We start from the raw sequence: 17,971 nt of genomic DNA, 5'->3' as shown, positions 1-17,971 counted from the left end.
ATTGAATTGAAGCCCCAGTAAACGGCGGCCGTAACTATAACGGTCCTAAGGTAGCGAAATTCCTTGTCGGGTAAGTTCCGACCTGCACGAATGGCGTAACGACTTCCCCGCTGTCTCCAACGCAGACTCAGTGAAATTGAATTCCCCGTGAAGATGCGGGGTTCCTGCGGTTAGACGGAAAGACCCCGTGCACCTTTACTATAGCTTTACACTGGCATTCGTGTCGGCATGTGTAGGATAGGTGGTAGACTTTGAAGCAGTGGCGCCAGCCATTGTGGAGTCATCCTTGAAATACCACCCTTGCCTATATGGATGTCTAACTGCGGCCCGTTATCCGGGTCCAGGACCGTGTATGGTGGGTAGTTTGACTGGGGCGGTCGCCTCCTAAAGAGTAACGGAGGCGCGCGATGGTAGGCTCAGAACGGTCGGAAATCGTTCGTCGAGTGCAATGGCATAAGCCTGCCTGACTGCAAGACTGACAAGTCGAGCAGAGACGAAAGTCGGTCATAGTGATCCGGTGGTCCCGCGTGGAAGGGCCATCGCTCAACGGATAAAAGGTACGCCGGGGATAACAGGCTGATGACCCCCAAGAGTCCATATCGACGGGGTTGTTTGGCACCTCGATGTCGACTCATCGCATCCTGGGGCTGGAGCAGGTCCCAAGGGTATGGCTGTTCGCCATTTAAAGCGGTACGTGAGTTGGGTTCAGAACGTCGTGAGACAGTTCGGTCCCTATCTGCCGTGGGTGTAGGAATATTGATAGGATCTGTCCCTAGTACGAGAGGACCGGGATGGACGTATCTCTGGTGGACCTGTTGTCGTGCCAACGGCATAGCAGGGTAGCTATATACGGACGGGATAACCGCTGAAGGCATCTAAGCGGGAAACCCACCTAAAAACGAGTATTCCCTATCAGAGCCGTGGAAGACTACCACGTTGATAGGCCGGGTGTGGAAGTGCGGCAACGCATGTAGCTTACCGGTACTAATAGCTCGATCGACTTGATCACTCCCATTTACAATATCCATCAAGCGTAGCTTGATGAAAACTTTGCCCCTCACGCCTTATTCACTTCGTGAATGGCGTCCTAAGAGGGCGGCGCAAAGGCGCCGGCACACAGTCGTGTGCTTATTGTTTATCAGCGTTTATCGCTGATTTATCTGCACGAAAGACAACCAGCTTCTCATATTTGTGTTCTTCGCCGACCTGGTGGTTATGGCGGAGCGGCTGCACCCGATCCCATTCCGAACTCGGCCGTGAAACGCTCCAGCGCCAATGGTACTTTGTCTTAAGACACGGGAGAGTAGGTCGCTGCCAGGTCTGCCAAGCACACAAATAACATTCCATCTTCTCAAAACATACAAAACAGCTTTCGTAAGCGCGATGCGCAAAAACTACCCAACCGGTTCAAAATAAACACCCATAGCGCGGGGTGGAGCAGCCCGGTAGCTCGTCAGGCTCATAACCTGAAGGCCGCAGGTTCAAATCCTGCCCCCGCAACCATCTTTACTTGCGACCCCGTAGCACCCGCTGCGGGGTTTTTGCTTTGCGTGGAAATCGTAAGGATTCCAGCGAGATCGCCCTGAACGTCGATCTCCACCTTGCCGTCGACTGGGGTCAGCACGATCTGATCCACGAGCGAGCGCAGCGTGTCGGCGGCCTCGATCCGCTTCCCCTCATCTTCGTCCTGCAGAGCGTCGTAAAGCTGTTGGACCCGCTTGCGGTATTGCAGTGCCATGCTCGGGTGCAGCAGCGGTGGCGGCTCGTCGGCTTCGGCCAGGAACTGTTCCAGTTCGGTCTTTCGGGCCTCGAGCTTCTTGCTGCGTTCTTTCACCATGTCGACCGAAAGGGCGTCGCTCAGGTACAGGTCGAGGATCTTTTCCAGTTCTCGGTTGACCTTGGCCAGTTCCGCCTCGGCCGACGCGATACCCGCACGGCCTTCCATGCGCAGGCGGTTCATCTCCTGCGTGAAGACCTCGCAGAAATGGGCGAAGAGCTCCGGATCGACGAGCTTGGTGCGCAGCGCATTGAGTACACGCGATTCAAGCTCGTCGCGGCGGATGTTGACCCGGTTGTTGCAGGTCCCCTTGTTGCGCGCTGTCGCACATCCGATCAGCGTCGCCGAAATCGCGGAATAGCCGCCACCACAGCAGGAACATTTGGTCAGTCCCGAGAAGAGGTATTTGGGACGGCGGCGGGTATTGATCCGGGAGAGATCGGCCTCGCCGTTTTCCTTCCGTGCGATCTTGTTCTTTTCCTGTCGCGCCTTCACCGCGCTCCAGAGGTCGTCGTCGAGAATGCGCAGCTCCGGCGCCTCCTGGATGACCCATTCCTCTTCCGGGTTGGGGCGGGCCTGCCGCTTGCCGGTGCTCGGATCTTTGACGAAGCGCTGTCGGTTCCAGACGATCTTGCCGACATACATCTCATTGTTGAGGATGCCGTTGCCCCGTTTCGGGTTGCCGTTGATCGTGCTGAAGCCCCAGTCGCCGCCTGACGGAGCGGGAATGCCTTCCTTGTTCAGGGCGAAGGCGATGGTCTTGGCCGATTTGCCGGCGGCATAGTCGCGGAAGATGCGGCGCACGACTTCGGCCTGGAATTCGTTGATGGTGCGATCGCCGCGGATCGGCTCGCCGTTCGCATCGAACTTCTTGACCACATCGTAGCCATAGGCATTGCCGCCACCCGATTTGCCTGCCTCGACGCGGCCGCGCTGCCCGCGGCGGGTCTTGTCGGCCAGATCCTTCAGGAACAGCGCATTCATCGTGCCCTTGAGGCCGACATGCAGATGCGTCACCTCGCCTTCCGACAGGGTGAACATCTTCACGTCGGCATAGGACATGCGCTTGAAGATGCCCGCGATGTCTTCCTGGTCGCGGGAGAGGCGGTCCATCGCCTCGGCGAGGATCAGGTCAAAGCGGCCGCCCATTGCGTCGGCCATGAGCGCCTGAATGCCCGGCCGGATCAGCGAGGCGCCGGAGATCGCGTGGTCCGAATACTCCTCGACGATGTGCCAGCCCTGCTTCTCGGCATGGAGACGGCACATACGGAACTGGTCGGCGATGGAAGCGTCGCGTTGATTGTCGGAAGAATAGCGAGCGTAGATCGCGACTTTCAAAACTTGGCTCCCATCCATATCAGGAGGAGCGCTTCCTCCTTTGCCGTGACATCATCACTTCCTCTGCATAGCACTCCTGCGCCGCCTGCCTCGCCAGGATGCCGACCAGTCGCAGAAGGCGTGGGTCGGGATTGCCGCGTGGCGTAAACGTCAGCTCCGGCACGTCCAGCAGCAAGGATTCGAGCAGCGCTTCGCGCTCTCCTCCTGTCATCTTTGCCGGGTTTCCTGGGGCTCGCAAGGTCATAACTTGCAGCATTCGCCCCGAGGGAAGCATAAGCAACGGAAATTGAAGGCGAATATTCGGCGGCAATTGGCGCGGGTGAGCGTGCTATCGCGTAGCTCAGCGTGTCCTGGCGAGCCATGGCGTAGCAAAATAACCTATCGGAATCCCTCGCTGGCCCGGTCATCATTGGCCTCGTCGCCTCTCCTCATGAGGTCATTGACTGTAGGCGCAACCTTATCGTATTGTAATTCGCGATACAAGGCGCTATATGCCGACCAAGGAGATTCGCCATGGCCACGACCGCCGAACGCAAGGAATACCCGATCTCGATGCGCTTGCCCGAGGCGGATGTCGCAATGATCGATCGCGCCGCCAGCTTGCGCGGCCGCTCGCGCACCGATTTCGTGCGCGACGCCGCTGTGCGCGCGGCCGAGGAGGTCGTCATGGAGCAGGGCCTGATCCGGATGAGCCCGGAGGGCTTCGCCGAGTTCATGGATGTGCTGGCGCGTCCGGCCGCTCCCGTTCCGGAGATGGTAGACGTTCTGAAGCGGCCCGCGCCATGGGAGCCCGGCTACGTGGCGAAGCGGTAAGCTCTTGCACCTTTCGGGTCCTGAACCGCTCTCTGCCGAACACGATGTGTCCGAGTTCACCTGTGGCAAGCCCACGCTTGACCACTGGCTGAAATCACGCGCCCTCTCCAATCAGCAGAAGGGCTTCACCGCCGTCCTCGTCGTGCATGAGGCTGGGCGCGTGGTCGGCTTCTACGGCCTCGCGCCTACCGGTGTGGTGCCTTCGGTTCTGCCGCGTTCGATCAGGACGGGGCAGCCGCCCAACCCGGTCCCCTGTATGCTGCTCGGCCAACTCGCAACCGACACCGGATGGGCAGGGCTGGGCATCGGGACCGGTCTTGTGAAGCATGCTCTCCAGCGCTGCGTTCAGGCCGCATCGCTGATCGGCGGGCGGGCCTTGCTGGTCAACGCCGTCGACGGGGAGGCGGCCAAGTTCTGGAGGCGGCGTGGCTTCGAGCCTTCCAGGGATGATCCCCTGGTTCTGCTCCGCTCGATCAGCGACATCGCTGCCTCGCTCGGCGAGGGCGGTGGGTGAAAGCTTGGCTGGCCTCCAACCGTAGCGATCCGCCCCTTCAGTCAGATTGAAGTAGATCAGATCCGCCCATGCAAATTCGTCCTCCCCCATTGCCCACATTCCACTGGCAGATGTTCGTGCTTTCCTTCGCGCTATTCTGGGCGGTCGGCGGCATGCCCGAACCTGCCAAGGCTCAGCCTCGGCCGCAGATTGCGAAGTGCGTTCCCGGCCAGGCCCGTACCGCCGACGAATATTGCCTCGTTGATGGCGACACGATCTGGATCGACGGGGAAAAGCTGCGCATGGAAGGCTACGACACCCCGGAACCGCAAACCCACATCTGTGGTGGCGACGCCGAAATCGCGCTGGCACACCGAGCCAGTGATCGGGTGATCGAGCTGCTGAACTCGCACGACTGGACCGTCGAATATGGAGAGCCGGACAACACCGGCACGCGGACGCTCGTGACGATCAGAATCGGTGGTCGCGACATCGGTGACATCCTGATTGCCGAAAGGCTGGCCAGACCCTGGCCCGATGGCGAAGAATGGTGGTGCAACCCGTAGACGTTAGTTCCACGCCGTCGACCGCCTGGCGAGATCAAACTAACTCACTGTGCGCCCCTTCTCTGTCGTTTCGACGATGATCCGCTGATCCTGGAAGCAGCTTTTCAGCGCCCAGTGTGACCAAGGCTTTGCCGTGCGAGGTAGGCGCGACTTGATGGAGTAGCTGTTCATCGCACTTGCATTCCCGCCGCTCGGATTCGACAACTGGTGTACTCGGGGGAAAATGCCATGCAGCTTGAGCGTGCTCGCATCAGAAATTTCCGTTCACTTCGCGATGTCGAAGTCGTTTTTGGCGCACACACCGCATTGATCGGCGGCAATGGCGCAGGAAAGTCTTCAATCTTGAAGGCTATCGAGAAGTTCTACTCGACTACGAAAAACTGCGACGCTGACGATTTCTTTGGACGCGATCAAGGGCAGCCGATCGAGATTGAACTAACCTTTCACCAGCTTAGCGAGCAAGAAGCCGCAGCGTTCGAGGATCGGGTGCGGGATGGTAGGTTGGTCGTCACCCGCATTTTTGACGGAGGTCCATCAAGTGGACGCTATCATGGTGTCGTTCCACAGATTCCCGACTTCGTCGCTGTTCGGGCTCATTCCGCAGCCACACCCAAGCGCGCTGCTTATAATGCCCTGCGCGAGAATAACCCACTCTACGCCGACCTTCCCACTGCTGGCAGTGCGGCAGCGGTCGACCAGGCGATGCTAACCTGGGAGGCTGAGCATCCCGATCAGTTGGTGCTGCTGCCCGACGATGGTCAGTTTTTCGGATTCCAGAACAACAGCCGAGGCAAGCTCCAGCAGCACACGAGCTTCGTGTTCATTCCGGCGGTTCGCGACGCATCAGCGGACGCGGCGGACGGCAAGACGAGCGTCATCGGCAAACTACTCGAACTGCTAGTGCGCAGTCAGATCCTTCAGCGGCCGGACGTTCAAGCGTTCAAGGCGCAGTTGACCGAGGCCTACCAGGCCTTGGTATCCGCCGAAAATATGCCTGAACTCGGTGCGCTCGCTGGGACCCTCACCGCCGACCTGCGGGGTTTGTATCAAGATGCTGAAGTTTCGTTGGCCTGGCGCGAGGTCGGCGAGATGCCAGTCCCGTTGCCAATGGCGGATGTGTTTCTCAAGGACGAAGGCTTCGGTGGACCGGTGGACAGGCAAGGTCACGGCCTCCAGCGTGCCTTCATCTTTACACTTCTCCAGCATCTTGCGCGAACTGCCGTGCCGGAGGGCGACGAGGCACCCCCTGATAGTGACGTTGACGGCAGTGATGACGCGCCCGCTGCGGCTGCGGCTGCGGTCATGGCGCAGGCACCGACGCTTATCCTCGCAATTGAAGAACCCGAACTGTATCAGCATCCGACCAAACAGCGGCACTTCGCGGAAGTGCTGCGGGGCTTGAGTAGCGGTACGCTCCCTGGCGCGCAGGGCCACACACAGGTTATCTTCGGTTCGCACTCGCCAATGTTCATTTCGATGGGGAAGGCCGACGAGATCAGGCTTACCCGGCGCTCGCATTGTGACGACAGTGAATTCAAGCAATGCAGCCTGCAAGCGCTGGATCTCGGCACCGTTGCGCAGAAGCTCGAACGCGGCTGGAATAAGCCCGCTGGCACTTTCAGTGCACAGACTTTGATGCCGCGGTTGCACATTCTCGGTGCTGAATTGGCCGAAGGCTTTTTCGCCACCGGTGTGATTCTGGTTGAGGGCCGAAGCGATAAAGCGGCGCTCACCGCGACGGCGCGGATGCTCGGCGTGAATTTCGAGGCGGCCGGCATCGCCATCCTGTCAACCGAAGGCAAAGCCAATCTCGATCGTCCCTATGTGATTTTTCGCGAGCTGGGTATTCCAACCTTCATGCTATGGGATTGCGACCAGCAGTTACCCGAGGCTAAACGAACGCCGGCAACCGATCTTGCTTTGAGCAAGCTCGCTAAGCCGAACGATCAGATCGACGCCGCGCCCACTAGCGACCTCATCAGCGATTGTTACGCGCATTTCGAAAAGACATTGGAGCACAAGCTCAAGGAGGATCTCACGCCTGAAGTACACACGGCGTGCCTTGCTGCTGCCTGCGAACCCTTTGGTGTGCATCCGAGCAACGATGCGCAGAAGATACCGGAAATCGTCTATCAGACACTTCTCCGTGCTAAAGAACAGGGCCACGAGAGCGAGATGCTGAAGAGCCTCGTCCGTGCCATGTGGCGTTTCTTCCGCGATGAGGAAATCCCGGACCCGACGGAGGCGCAAGCTCCGGTAGCAGTGGGTGCGTGATCCATGTGTGGCACTGTAACGAGGAACTGATTCGTGGCGACGCTCAAGATCATCCATACGGCTGACTGGCAGCTCGGAAAGCCGTTCGGGCGCTTTCCGCAGGAGGTGCGTAGTGCGTTGGCTGAGGCTCGCCTCGATGCCATCGATCGCCTCGGTGCTGCGGCAATATCCAGCGGTGCCACGCACATCGTCGTCGCCGGTGATGTGTTCGACAACGTCGAACCCGGCGACCGCATCGTCACGCAGATGCTGTCACGTATGCAGCGGGCGTCGGTCACCTGGTGGCTGATGCCGGGCAACCACGATCATGCGCGAGCCGGTGGACTCTGGAGCAGGCTGCGCGGGCGTGCGCCTGCCTCAGTCCGGATCGTGGACACTCCCGAGCCTATTGAGATGGAGCAGGGTGCTTGGCTTCTGCCGGCGCCCCTGGAGCACCGGAAGACGGTGTCCGATCCTTCCGCGGCGATGGTCGATATGACGACGCCGCCGGGGGCACTCCGCATCGGTCTCGCACATGGCTCCATCACAGAGTTTGGCGCCACCGGAGAGAGCTCCAATCTGATCCCGCCGGATCGCGCCAAGTCCGCGGGCCTTGACTACCTCGCGCTCGGGGACTGGCATGGCTTTTTGACGGTTGGCGACCGGACCGCTTACAGCGGGACCCCTGAAATTGACCGGTTCGGGCGCGATGAGCCGGGCGGCTGCATCGGCGTGAGCCTGCGATCCAACGAAACGCCCGAGCTGCAGCGGATCGAGACCGGTCGATATCGCTGGATGTCGCGCCGCTGGAGTATGGAGAACATGGAAGACTTGGACCGTGAACTCGCCGCGCTCCGCAGCGAGGCGCGTTTGTCGGACGTGCTCCTTTCGCTCCATCTCGTCGGTGTGGTGAGTCTCGCCGACCGCGTCACGATGACGTCGGCCGTCCAGGACTGTCTGGCGCACGAACTGCGGCATTTGGAACTCGACGCGGATGGCCTGACCGCGCGTCCGACGGCAGAGGACGTCGCCCAAATCGATGTCCAAGGTGCGCTCGCCGGGGCGACTGCTACCCTACAGGCCAGGGCTACCGGATCGGGTTCCGATGCCCAGATCGCCGCCGCGGCGCTGGAGCGTCTCTATGTCGAGGCGATGCGATTCGATGCGGAGGTTGCGCGATGATCCTCAAATCCCTGGAGGTCGAGAACTTCCGCAAGTTCCGCGAACCGCTACGCATCGACGGCTTCACCGACGGTTTGAACATCGTAGTCGAGCCGAACGAGACGGGCAAATCTACCCTATTGGAGGCCCTGCGTGCGGCCTTCTTCATCCGCTACTCCGCCAAGACCGAACTCGTCCGTTCCTATGTCCCGACTGGTGATGACGTGGCGCCCCGTGTCACTGTCGGCTTCGGCCTCAACGGGCAGACTTGGAGGCTCGAGAAGCAGTTCATGAAGTCTCCCTCCGTGCGACTTACCGGCGCGAGCGGGCGACGAGAGAGCGATGCGGCCGAAGAAGCGCTGCAGGAGCTGCTCGGATTCGAGCGGGGCAACAACCGGGGCAGCGATCCCGAAACGCGCGGGCCCCTTGGCATGCTCTGGGTCGAGCAGGCGACGGCACTCTCCGTGGAGAGTCCAAACCGCATCGTGCGCGATACCGTTCGGGGAGTGCTCGAGGCGGAAGTCGGCGCGGTGACGGGTGGTCGACGCTTTGACGCGATCCGGGCCAGCATCGAAGCGGCATATTCAGCGCTGCGCACATCGGCGACGGGCAAGTCGCGCGGCGACTTAGCGGTGGCAGAGGCTCGCGTGTCCACGGCGACGGCTGCCCGCCAGGCGGCCGAGACCAACTTCCATGAATACGAGAACACTCTCACCGAGTTGGACGCGGCGAGGTCACGGCTTAGGATTATCGAGCGTGATCTCGTCGACCCAGAGGCGGCGGAGCAGCGAAAAAAGCTCGAGGCGGACCAGAAGGTCGCGGAGACCGCCTCTCTGCGGTCGACTGCGGCGGAGGCGCAATTCGGACGCGCCGACGAGGTCGCGAAGACGGCTTCGTCGAGGATCGAGCGATTGGACGCAGCCGAGGCTCGCGTCGGATCCGCCGGCACATACCTCGAAGAGAAGGCTCGTCTGCGGGACGAAGCCAAGGCTGAGGCTGCTCGTGCCGGTGAGGAGGAAAAATCACTCCGCGCCGCGCTCGACGAGGCTCGCGCGGAAAGGGAGAAACACGAGGAGGCACTGTCCTCCGCACGCGCGCGATTGCGCGGGTTCGCTAATGCCGCGGGCGCTCGTCGCGCGATCGATGCGCGAAAAGCTCTAGCCGAGCTAGAGGAGCGTGAGCGTGCGCTGGTTGATGACTCCGCCGGGGCCGTCGATAGTGACGACCTTGAGGAGATTACCGAACTCGAGCTTGCCGCCATCCAGGCACGCGCCCGGTTCGAAGCAGGCGCTGTGAAGGTAGAAGTCGAACTCGGGGCGGGCGCATCTTTGAGGATTGACGGGTTGACGACCGACGTCACCAGCGTTGACGTCCTCAAGACCACCAAGTTCGAGTTGGGTGATGCGGGCAGCCTAGTCGTGCGCCCGCCGCAGGGTTCGGGTCAGTCCATTGAGGCCGATCTTGCAGCGGCGACGGAAGAACTCGCTTCCGCCTTGCGGTCGCTCGGCATCAAGTCGCATGCGGAGGGCGTGGCCCGGAACGAACGGGCCTCCGCTGCCAAGCGCGAGTTGAAGGCGCTCCGGACACAGATCGCCTCGGCATGTCCTGGAGATCCGACAATCGGGTTGGCGCCCGGGGCAGATGCCCTGCGCGCCTTCGTGGCCGAGCTGGGCGACATCGCCGACGTTGTCGCCCCAACCGACAATGTCGACACGCTGGAGAAGGCGGTGGTCGACGCCAAGCTCGCCGAGGCTGCCGCATCCGGAAAGCGCGAAGACGGGAGGACGGCTCTGTCGAAGGCGGAGAGTACGCTCGCAACGGCCGAAGCCGATTATTCCGCAGCCATCCGCGAATCCGAGGCTGCGGCTGAAGATCTCCGGAACCTCCTAGAGATCGGGGATCGGGAAACGCTCGAAGCGGCGCGCGGTGAGGCTCAGCGGGAGCGTGCCGCGAAGTTCGAAGCTCTCGAGAAGGCGCGCGAAAGCGCCACGTCTTTCGACGCCGACGCTATCCGACGCCGCATTGTGAACCTCGATCGTGCCGCCAGCCGGGCCGGCGAGGAACGACTTGAACTGACCGCCCGGATCGCGTCGCTCGAATCCACGATCGTTAGGGAAGGGACAAACGGGCCTGCCGGTCGCCTTGCCGAAACGCGGGAGGAAGAGGAGGCCGCGATCGCCGCTTGCGATCGTTTGCGGCATGAGGCCGACATGCTTGAGGTGCTCCGCGAGGCGCTGTCGGATGCCGCGAATGAAGCGTCGAGGACATTCCTCGCACCCGTCACGGCTCGGGCTAGTCGATACATCCAGCAGCTTCTTCCCGGATGTGATCTGTCATTCAACGAGGAGCTCGGGCTGACCGGCCTCACGAGGGCGGGGATCGATGAATCCTGTGGTGATCTCAGTCGAGGCACGCAGGAGCAGTTGGCGATATTGACTCGGCTCGCGTTTGCGGACCTCCTGCTCGAGGATGGAGCGCCGATCTCTCTGATCCTCGACGACCCTCTCGTCTATTCCGATGATGCCCGCTTGGAGACGATGACCGACATCCTGCAGGACGCTTCGAAGCGGATGCAGGTGATACTTCTCACGTGCCGGTCGAAGGCTTTTCGTCACGTCGAAGCCAATAGGATCACGCTGAGATGAGCAAACGGATGGATGCGGCGAACCGCTACAGGCTCGCCTTCACTGAAGCGGAGGAGGCGCTGGTCGCACGGATCGATTTGCGTTGATCGCATGCCAACCATGCCGAGGCCCGTGCTGCCTACCTCGCGAACCAAGCCGATCTTGGATATGTTGAGATCGCTGAGAGAGCGGGACGCCGTGCCTGCTCAACGGATCAGCTATTGGACCCAGATTATCAGCCTGGACGCTTGAAGGGCTCATATGAGCAGCCGTTCGAGCGCAATGATTGCCGGAGCGAGGAAATCTATACTGGCCTTCCCGCGAGGCGCTCGTCGAGAACCGGCTCGTCCCAGGTGCGCGTCACCCCGAGCCACTTGTCGATCACCGCCTGAAACTGGGGCTCTGCGAAACAGGTCTGGAACGTGTAGAGGCGATTGACCACTTGCCGCATCAGGTCGCGCATCTCCTCATCGTCGAACCGCGACACGCTTCCCCAGGGGATGTGGTTGCCGTCGGCGTCGATGACGAAGACATCGGAATAGTCACCGGTCTTCGTGACCGGGACCGGCCCCGCATGCAGGTCCTCCAGCATGCTGTTGCGGACGCAGATCATCGCCATCGCCTTGGCGAGCGTCGCCGCTAACTGTTCTTCTTCCTTCCGGCCCATTTTCGTCCTCCGGATCATTGTCAGAGGCCCGGCAACATGCCATCGGCGGCTGCGCTCGCTGGCGTCTCCGCGATCACCAGCCGCTCGTCGGGCAGCGGCCGTTGCAGGTCCTTCGCTTCCTTCCAGTCGGCGGTTAGCCAGGTCTCGACTTCGTCACGGCCCGTCAGGATGACGGGCATGGCCTTCGGATGGATCGGTTTCACCACGCCATTGGCCTCGGTCGTCAGGAAGGCGAACAGCTGATGATCGCCCGGACGCGGGGTCCGGTTCGATCCGCGGGTTCCGCGCCATGGCGTCCAGATTCCCGCGAAGAAGAACAGGGGCTGGGTCTCATCGAGGGCGAACCAGTGCAGCGGTTTGCGCTTCGTGACCGGATCGGGCTTTTGCCCATATTCGGAAAAGGCGGTGGCCGGGACCACGCTGCGATGCTCAACTCCGAGCCATTTGCGCCAATGGGGGCTGGCCGTGTTGCGGATATTGGTGACGCCGGTGTCCGGTGCATCGCGGGACTTCAGATATTCGATGGGCGTCGGCATGCCCCAGGTCAGCGAAGCCAGTTCCCGTCCGCCATCGGTGTTGCGCACCACCGGAGCCGGCCGGTCGGGATAGACGTCGATCGAAGGTTCGAGATTGCCGATGCTGTCATGGGTGGCGGCCACGAAATCCCTGATCGCCTGCTGATTGGTCGTAATGCGATACAGGTTGCACATCGCCCCACTACTCTCCTTGCGAATACTTTACGCCACCATAGGGCATCGCGCGCCGTCGATCACTTCCGGGATGGCCGAGATTGACTCTCGACCCACAAGAGAACAAATAAAGAACATAGCAACAGAATCGACCAGTGCAAAGCCCCGGAGACGCCATCCTCATATGCCCAGCCGTGCCGACAGCCCAGCCATTGCCGAACTTCGGGCGCGCATCGCGCGGCTCGAAGGCGATGGCGTGCGTCCGCACGAGGTGCTGCCCTTCGGGATCGCGCCGCTGGATCGCAAGCTGCCCGGTGGCGGACTGGCGCTCGGATGCCTCCATGAAGTCGCCGGAGGCGGCAACGGGGCGGTGGATGGCGCGGCTGCCGCCTGCTTCACCGCCGGGATCGCCGCCCGCACCGCCGGCCAGGTGCTCTGGTGCGTGGCGCTCCAGGATCTCTTCGCACCGGGGCTGGAGCAGGCCGGATTGCCGCCCGGCCGGGTGATCTTCGTCGAAGCCGGGGACGACAAGGCGACTCTCGCCTGTATGGAGGAAGGGCTGCGGCATGGCGGGCTGGGGGCGGTCGTCGGTGACGTCGCGCGCCTGCCGATGCCCGCCTCGCGGCGGCTGCATCTGGCCGCGAAAGGTTCGGCGACGATCTGCATCGCGTTGCGCCGCTGGCGGCGGCAGGCGGAGGCGAGCGATTTCGGGCAGCCGACGGCGGCGATGACCCGCTGGCGGATCTCGGCGCTGCCGTCCGCGCCCCTTCCGGTTCCCGGTGTTGGACGGCCGCGCTGGCTCGTTGAGTTGATCCGGGCGCGGGCGGGCGAATGTCTCGATATCGAACTGGAGGCGTGCGATGGCTCGGGTCATCTCTGTCTTCCTGCCGAACTGGCCGACAGACCGGTTGCGGCGGAAGGCGGGCGACGCAGCGCCGCCCGGTGAGGCGCCGCTGGTCATCGCCGGAAAGGAGAAGAACCGCCGGGTGGTGACGGCGGCCGATCCGGCCGCGCAGGCGCTCGGCCTGCGCGCCGGAATGCCTGTCACCAAGGCCCAGGCGATGGTGCCCGGCCTCCACATCGAGCCCGCCGACCCGCGGGCCGACCTGGACAGCCTCGAACGCCTCGCGCTCTGGGTGCTGCAACGCTTCTCACCTATCGTCGCCGCCGACGCGCCGGACGGGATCGTCATCGACGCGACCGGCGCCGACCATCTGCATGGCGGTGAGGCGGCCATGCTGGAGGTGCTGACCGGTCGGCTTGTCATGTCCGGCGTCACCGCCCGCGCCGCCATTGCCGATAGCTGGGGCGCGGCCCATGCGCTGGCGCGCTACGCGGCCGATCCGCTGTTTGTCGCCCCTCCCGGCGAAACCGTCCCGGTCCTCGCGCCGCTGCCGCTGCAAGCACTGCGCCTGCCGCCCGCGATCGCGGTGGGGTTGAATGACCTGGGCTTTGTCCGCATCGGCGACCTGATCGGGCAGCCCCGTGCGCCCCTGACCCGGCGCTTCGGCCCGGAGCTCTGCCGGCGTCTCGATCAGGCCCTGGGTGCGGTCGCCGAACCCATCGAGCCGATCCGACTGGAGGAGCTGGTCTCCGTCCGCCGCGTCTTCGCCGAACCCATAGGCGCCGCCGAGACCATCGCGCGCTATATTCGCAAGCTGGTCATGGCGCTCTGCGAGGCGCTCGAAGGGCGGGGTCTTGGCGCGCGCCGTCTCGACCTGCTCTGCTACCGCGTCGACAACCGGGTCGAGACGGTGCGCATCGGTCTGGCCATGCCGGTGCGGAATCCCGCGCGCCTGACCCGGCTTCTCTGCGACAAGATCGAGACGATCGCGCCAGGCTTCGGCGTCGAGATCATGTCGCTGACCGCCACCCTGGCCGAACCGCTGGCCCTGAAACAGGCGGCCAGCAGCCTGATCGAAGAGGGGGCGCCGGATCTCTCCGGCCTGATCGACACGCTGGCGAACCGGGTCGGCGCGCGGGCGGTCTATCGCTTCGCCCCGGTGGCGAGCGATGTGCCCGAACGCTCGGTCCGCCGCCTGCCGGCGCTTGCCGAGGATACGGGCGCAGGCTGGCCGGACCATTGGCCGCGCCCCTCGCGGCTGCTCTCCCAGCCGGAGCCGATCGAGACCATGGCGCTGCTGCCGGACCATCCTCCGAACTGGTTCTCCTGGAAGGGCGTGCGCCGCCGTGTTCGCCGGGCCGACGGCCCCGAGCGCATCTTCGGGGAATGGTGGAAACGCGATGCCGAGCTCATCGCTGTGCGGGACTATTTCCGGGTCGAGGACGATGCCGGCGAACGCTTCTGGATCTTCCGCTCCGGCGATGGCGAGGATGCGGCCACCGGCTCGCATCGCTGGTTCCTGCACGGGATATTCGGATGAGCGCGCCCGCTTACGCCGAATTGCAGGTGACGTCGCATTTCTCCTTCCTGCGCGGCGCGTCCTCGGCCGAGGAGCTGTTCGCCGCGGCGGCCGCGATGGGGATCGAGGCGCTCGCCGTGACCGATCGCAACACGCTGGCCGGCATCGTGCGCGCCCATGAGGCGGCGAAGGAGGCGGGGGTGCGGCTGATCGTCGGCTGCCGCCTCGATCTTGCCTGCGGCATGTCGGTGCTGGTCTATCCGACCGACCGGGCGGCCTATTCACGGCTTTGCCGATTGCTGTCGCTGGGCAAGGGGAGGGCGGGCAAGGCGCGCTGTCATCTCGAATGGGACGATCTGGTCGCCTATGGCGAGGGGTTGATCGTGGTCCTGGCGCCGGACCTCGCCGACGAGACCTGCGGTCTGCGGCTGCGGCGCCTGCGCGATGCCTTTGGCGATCGCGCCTATCTCGGCCTGACGCTGCGCCGGCGGCCCAATGACCAGATGCGCCTCTGGGAGCTGTCGACGCTCGCTGCGGGCCTAGGTGTGCCCACCGTCGTGACCAATGACGTGCTCTTCCATGAGCCCGGACGCCGCATCCTGCAGGATGTCGTCACCGCGATCCGGCACAATCTCACCGTCGATGCGCTCGGCACCCGGCGCGATCGCCATGCCGACCGCTATCTGAAGCCGCCTGCCGAAATGCACCGGCTCTTCGCGCGCTGGCCCGAGGCTTTGGCCCGGACGCGTGAGATCGCGGATCGCTGCCGCTTCTCGCTCGACGAGCTGCGCTATCAATATCCCGAAGAGCGCGACGATCCGGCGCTGACCCCGCAGGAGACCCTGGAGCGGCTGACCTGGGAGGGCGCGGCGAGCCGCTATCCCGAGGGTGTCCCCGACGAGGTGACAGCGGCGCTGAAGCATGAGCTGGCCCTGATCGGCAAGCTCGACTACGCGCCCTACTTCCTGACGGTGAACAGCATTGTCCGCTTCGCCCGGTCGCGCGGCATCCTCTGCCAGGGGCGCGGATCGGCCGCGAACTCGGCCGTCTGCTATGTGCTCGGTATCACCGCGATCGATCCCGGCCGCAACGATCTCCTCTTCGAGCGTTTCGTCTCCGAGGAGCGCCGGGAGCCGCCGGACATCGACGTGGATTTCGAGCATGAGCGGCGCGAGGAGGTGATCCAGTGGGTCTATGAGCATTACGGCCGCGAGCGCGCCGCGCTAACCGCCACCGTCATCCGCTACCGCTCCAAGGGCGCGCTGCGGGACGTCGGCAAGGCCCTGGGGCTTCCCGAAGACCTGATCCAGACGCTGTCCGGCCAGCTCTGGGGCTGGTCCGAGGCCGGTGTGACCGAGCAGCAGCTCCGCGATCTCAATCTCAACCCGCAAGATCGCCGATTGCGCCTGACGCTCGAACTGGCCGCCCAGCTTCGCGGCGCGCCGCGGCATCTGTCGCAGCATCCGGGCGGTTTCGTGCTGACCCACGACCGGCTCGACGATCTCGTCCCCATCGAGCCCGCGGCGATGGAGGGGCGCCAGATCATCGAATGGGACAAGGACGATATCGACGCGCTGCGCTTCATGAAGGTCGATGTCCTGGCGCTCGGCATGCTGAGCTGCATGCGCCGGGGGCTGGACCTGCTGGCCGAGCACAAGGATATCCGCCTCGATCTGGCGTCGATCCCGGCCGAGGATCCGCGCACCTATGCGATGATCCGCAAGGCCGACACACTCGGCACCTTCCAGATCGAGAGCCGGGCGCAGATGTCCATGCTGCCGCGCCTGAAGCCCCGGACCTATTACGACCTGGTGGTGCAGGTCGCGATCGTGCGGCCGGGGCCGATCCAGGGCGATATGGTTCATCCCTATCTGCGCCGGCGCGAGGGTCTGGAAGAGGTCGACTATCCCCGGCCCGAGCTGGAGAAGGTGCTGGGCAAGACGCTCGGCGTGCCGCTGTTCCAGGAACAGGCGATGCGCGTTGCCATCGAATGCGCGGGCTTCACCGCTGGCGAGGCCGATCTCCTGCGCAAGAGCATGGCGACCTTCAAGCATACCGGCGGGGTCTCGAAGTTCCGCGACCGGCTGATCTCGGGGATGATCGAGCGTGGCTACGAGCAGGACTTCGCGGAGCGGACCTTCCAGCAGCTCGAAGGCTTCGGCTCCTATGGTTTTCCGGAAAGCCATGCGGCGAGCTTTGCGCTGATCGCCTATGCCTCGGCCTGGCTCAAATGCTGGCACCCGGATGTCTTCTGCGCTGCGCTCCTCAACGCCCAGCCCATGGGCTTTTATGCGCCGGCCCAGATTGTGCGCGACGCGCGCGAGCATGAAGTGGAGGTCCGCCCGGTCTGCATCAATGCCTCCCGCTGGGACTGCACGCTGGAGCCGACCGGAGACGAAAGCCGATTCGCCGTCCGCCTCGGGCTGCGGATGGTCAAGGGTCTCGCCAATGCCCATGCCGCCGCCATCGTCGCGGCCCAGGGCGATGAGATGTTCACCTCGGTCGACGATCTCTGGCGGCGGGCGGGTGTACCCGTGGCGGCGCTCGATCAGATCGCGGCGGCCGACGGATTCCGCCCGGCGTTCGGTCTGGCCCGGCGCGAGGCGCAATGGGCCATCAAGGGGCTGCGCGACGAGGAACTGCCGCTCTTCGCCGCCGCCTCGGAGCGCGAGGGACGGACCGTTCCGGAACTCGACGAGCCGGCGATCGCGCTCAGAGCGATGCCTGCTGGCCGCGAGGTGGTCGAGGATTATGGGCATATCGGCCTGTCGCTGCGTCGCCATCCGGTCTCCTTCCTGCGCGAGGACCTGGCGAGGCGCCGGATCGTCACCTGCGCCGAGGCGATGGCGGCCCGTGATCAGCGCTGGCTGGAGGCTGCCGGGATCGTGCTGGTGCGCCAACGCCCCGGTTCGGCCAATGGCGTCATGTTCATCACGCTCGAGGACGAGACCGGCATCGCCAATCTCGTCGTCTGGCAGAAGATTTTCGAGCGCTATCGCCGGGTCATTCTCTCATCGAGCATGATCGCCGTGCGGGGCCGCGTTCAGCGCGAGGGCGAGGTCGTGCATCTCGTCGCCCATCGGATCGTCGATCTGTCGCGGGATCTGGCGACTGTCGTGCAGCGCGAGGTGGCGACGGACGGGCAGCAGGGGCCGGGGGCCGGCGGTATCAGGGTGAAGGCGCGGGATTTTCGGTAAAGCCGGTGGCTTTGACAGAAGGCGGTATCG

Annotated in this window: 12 protein-coding genes, 1 tRNA gene and 2 rRNA genes (1 of these 15 cut by a window edge); 12 read left to right on the top strand and 3 right to left on the bottom strand. The window is 63.5% G+C overall.

Annotated elements, in window-relative coordinates; genetic code table 11:
- The 3 genes from OHI65_RS02070 to OHI65_RS02060 form a co-directional block, all read left to right on the top strand.
- Nucleotides 1–1,009 (top strand): 23S ribosomal RNA (locus OHI65_RS02070) (it extends 1,895 nt beyond the left edge of the window).
- Between the two features lie 196 nt (nt 1,010–1,205).
- Nucleotides 1,206–1,320: ribosomal RNA gene (rrf, locus tag OHI65_RS02065) — 5S ribosomal RNA — on the top strand.
- 106 nt (nt 1,321–1,426) lie between these two features.
- Nucleotides 1,427–1,503 (top strand) — tRNA-Met (locus tag OHI65_RS02060).
- On the opposite strand, the gene OHI65_RS02055 is transcribed toward OHI65_RS02060, so the two are convergent.
- The gene (locus OHI65_RS02055; protein ID WP_235823042.1) at nt 1,460–3,133 is read right to left on the bottom strand and encodes a recombinase family protein; all 1,674 of its coding nucleotides are present in this window, start codon (nt 3,131–3,133) and stop codon (nt 1,460–1,462) included. The two genes, OHI65_RS02060 and OHI65_RS02055, sit on opposite strands and share 44 nt — an antisense overlap.
- A gap of 495 nt (nt 3,134–3,628) precedes the next feature.
- On the opposite strand from OHI65_RS02055, the gene OHI65_RS02050 reads away from it, so the two are divergent.
- The 6 genes from OHI65_RS02050 to OHI65_RS02025 all read left to right on the top strand — a co-directional run bounded on the left by OHI65_RS02050 (nt 3,629) and on the right by OHI65_RS02025 (nt 11,046).
- A complete protein-coding gene (locus OHI65_RS02050) occupies nt 3,629–3,928 on the top strand; it encodes a DUF1778 domain-containing protein (RefSeq protein ID WP_012092580.1) in 300 nt (99 codons plus the stop codon).
- 4 nt (nt 3,929–3,932) lie between these two features.
- Entirely contained in the window at nt 3,933–4,442 is a 510-nt protein-coding gene (locus OHI65_RS02045) for a GNAT family N-acetyltransferase (RefSeq protein ID WP_012092581.1), read from the top strand.
- 68 nt (nt 4,443–4,510) lie between these two features.
- Complete coding sequence (locus OHI65_RS02040; protein ID WP_012092582.1) at nt 4,511–4,987, top strand: thermonuclease family protein; 477 nt, start codon at nt 4,511–4,513, stop codon at nt 4,985–4,987.
- A gap of 228 nt (nt 4,988–5,215) precedes the next feature.
- Nucleotides 5,216–7,261, top strand: coding sequence for an ATP-dependent nuclease (locus OHI65_RS02035; protein ID WP_012092583.1), 2,046 nt, complete (start codon nt 5,216–5,218; stop codon nt 7,259–7,261).
- A gap of 33 nt (nt 7,262–7,294) precedes the next feature.
- Nucleotides 7,295–8,422 (top strand): metallophosphoesterase family protein, encoded by a 1,128-nt coding sequence (locus tag OHI65_RS02030; RefSeq protein WP_012092584.1) that lies wholly within the window; start codon nt 7,295–7,297, stop codon nt 8,420–8,422.
- On the top strand, nt 8,419–11,046 hold the full coding sequence (locus tag OHI65_RS02025; RefSeq protein ID WP_012092585.1) for an AAA family ATPase: 2,628 nt from the start codon (nt 8,419–8,421) through the stop codon (nt 11,044–11,046). The genes OHI65_RS02030 and OHI65_RS02025 overlap by 4 nt, the downstream gene beginning before the upstream one ends.
- 283 nt (nt 11,047–11,329) lie before the next feature.
- Here the strand turns inward: OHI65_RS02025 and OHI65_RS02020 are convergent, their stop codons facing one another.
- Nucleotides 11,330–11,692, bottom strand: coding sequence for a hypothetical protein (locus OHI65_RS02020; RefSeq protein WP_012092586.1), 363 nt, complete (start codon nt 11,690–11,692; stop codon nt 11,330–11,332).
- Nucleotides 11,693–11,712: 20 nt separating this feature from the next.
- Nucleotides 11,713–12,402, bottom strand: a complete 690-nt coding sequence (locus OHI65_RS02015) for an SOS response-associated peptidase (RefSeq protein WP_028034378.1) — start codon at nt 12,400–12,402, stop codon at nt 11,713–11,715.
- Nucleotides 12,403–12,565: 163 nt separating this feature from the next.
- On the opposite strand from OHI65_RS02015, the gene OHI65_RS02010 reads away from it, so the two are divergent.
- From OHI65_RS02010 to OHI65_RS02000, 3 genes are read left to right on the top strand one after another with little or no spacing between them, the layout of a single operon-like run.
- Nucleotides 12,566–13,327, top strand: a complete 762-nt coding sequence (locus OHI65_RS02010) for an ImuA family protein (protein ID WP_012092588.1) — start codon at nt 12,566–12,568, stop codon at nt 13,325–13,327.
- Nucleotides 13,242–14,765 (top strand): Y-family DNA polymerase, encoded by a 1,524-nt coding sequence (locus OHI65_RS02005; RefSeq protein WP_012092589.1) that lies wholly within the window; start codon nt 13,242–13,244, stop codon nt 14,763–14,765. The genes OHI65_RS02010 and OHI65_RS02005 overlap by 86 nt, the downstream gene beginning before the upstream one ends.
- Nucleotides 14,762–17,941, top strand: a complete 3,180-nt coding sequence (locus OHI65_RS02000; protein WP_012092590.1) for an error-prone DNA polymerase — start codon at nt 14,762–14,764, stop codon at nt 17,939–17,941. The genes OHI65_RS02005 and OHI65_RS02000 overlap by 4 nt, the downstream gene beginning before the upstream one ends.
- Nucleotides 17,942–17,971 lie beyond the last annotated feature (30 nt).

The sequence above is a fragment of the Brucella sp. MAB-22 genome (genome assembly GCF_025908475.1).
Lineage (GTDB): Bacteria > Pseudomonadota > Alphaproteobacteria > Rhizobiales > Rhizobiaceae > Brucella > Brucella anthropi.
The sequence above is the reverse complement of the archived record's forward strand: the minus strand, read 5'-3'. Positions and strand labels throughout refer to the sequence as shown.

Bases quoted from the DNA above. Each gene is read 5' to 3' on its own strand.
- OHI65_RS02055 (WP_235823042.1), bottom strand. From the start codon at position 3,133: ATGGATGGGAGCCAAGTTTTGAAAGTCGCGATCTACGCTCGCTATTCT.
- OHI65_RS02050 (WP_012092580.1), top strand. From the start codon at position 3,629: ATGGCCACGACCGCCGAACGCAAGGAATACCCGATCTCGATGCGCTTG.
- OHI65_RS02040 (WP_012092582.1), top strand. From the start codon at position 4,511: ATGCAAATTCGTCCTCCCCCATTGCCCACATTCCACTGGCAGATGTTC.
- OHI65_RS02035 (WP_012092583.1), top strand. From the start codon at position 5,216: ATGCAGCTTGAGCGTGCTCGCATCAGAAATTTCCGTTCACTTCGCGAT.
- OHI65_RS02025 (WP_012092585.1), top strand. From the start codon at position 8,419: ATGATCCTCAAATCCCTGGAGGTCGAGAACTTCCGCAAGTTCCGCGAA.
- OHI65_RS02020 (WP_012092586.1), bottom strand. From the start codon at position 11,692: ATGGGCCGGAAGGAAGAAGAACAGTTAGCGGCGACGCTCGCCAAGGCG.
- OHI65_RS02015 (WP_028034378.1), bottom strand. From the start codon at position 12,402: ATGTGCAACCTGTATCGCATTACGACCAATCAGCAGGCGATCAGGGAT.
- OHI65_RS02010 (WP_012092588.1), top strand. From the start codon at position 12,566: ATGCCCAGCCGTGCCGACAGCCCAGCCATTGCCGAACTTCGGGCGCGC.
- OHI65_RS02005 (WP_012092589.1), top strand. From the start codon at position 13,242: ATGGCTCGGGTCATCTCTGTCTTCCTGCCGAACTGGCCGACAGACCGG.
- OHI65_RS02000 (WP_012092590.1), top strand. From the start codon at position 14,762: ATGAGCGCGCCCGCTTACGCCGAATTGCAGGTGACGTCGCATTTCTCC.